This is a genomic window from Stenotrophomonas sp. P5_B8, from assembly GCF_054049855.1.
Genome location: NZ_JBFULO010000718.1, coordinates 1 through 1,128, shown reverse-complemented (window position 1 = coordinate 1,128; position 1,128 = coordinate 1). Strand labels below are relative to the sequence as shown.

At 55.5% G+C, this 1,128-nt stretch carries 1 protein-coding gene; it reads left to right on the top strand.

The window, feature by feature from the left end:
• Positions 1 to 1,128 (top strand): PAS domain-containing protein (locus ACXJKH_RS20960; protein WP_457322266.1); only part of this gene is annotated, 1,128 nt, incomplete at both ends.

The window sequence follows — 1,128 nt, the reverse complement described above, 5'->3', positions numbered from 1 at the left end:
GGTCGGGTGTTCGCCAAACCACCTACTGGAATGCCACGGCCTCCCCGGTCTTTGGAGAAGATAGCTCCATCGTTGGGATACTGAATGTCGCCATCGAAACCAGCGATCAAGTTATCGCCAACCACACAAGAGATGCTCGTCACAAGCTGCTCAGCCGAAAGAACATCAGCCTAGCCGAGGCAATCGATTCTCGTACACTGGAGCGAGACAAAGCGATTGAAGCCAAACTCGTCGCCGCGCGTGATGCAGAACGCGTGCAGCTTGCACTGGCTGCTGGCGCCATCGTCGGGACATGGAGTTGGGACCTTACTCAAGATTGCTTCACCATCGACGAAGGATTTTCTGAAAGCTTTGGTCTTGAGAGCTTAAACCGGCTCGACGACATCCCGCTTGCTGGGATCATTTCCAATGTGCATCCCAGTGACCAAGAAGGATTGGCCAACGCCATTAGAGATGCGATCTGCCGAGGTGGTCCATACGCGCACCAGTATCGCGTCCRCAGGCAGGACGGAGACTATCACTGGGTGGAAGCTAACGGGCGAGTGGAGCATGCACATGATGGAACCCCGCTTCGCTTCCCAGGCGTCATCTTAGATCTCGACGAGAAGCGTGAACTTCTCGCTCAACGCGACCAAGCTATCGAAGAGCTACGCAATCTCAATGCTGCCTTGGAACACCGGATTGAAGAGCGCACGCGAGAGCTGATGCAGTCAGAAGAAGCCTTGCGTCAGTCACAAAAGATGGAGGCAGTGGGGCATCTGACTGGCGGCCTGGCACATGACTTCAACAACTTGCTGGCCGGGATATCTGGAGCCCTTGATTTGATTTCCATGCGCGTAGAGCAAGGCCGTACTGAAAACTTAGCAAAATATGTCAGCACGGCTCAGGACGCATCCGACCGGGCGGCTGCCCTTACGCACCGATTGCTCGCCTTCGCACGTCGACAGACATTGTTGCCCGTTGCGACTGACGTGAACCGACTTATAGGGGACATGCTGGACATGATCCAGCGCACCGTCGGTCCTGGGATACGGGTCGAAAGTATGCGCGCCGCCGACCTTTGGACCGTACTGGTCGATCGCTCTCAACTTGAAAATTCCTTGCTCAACTTGTGCATCAACGCTCGGG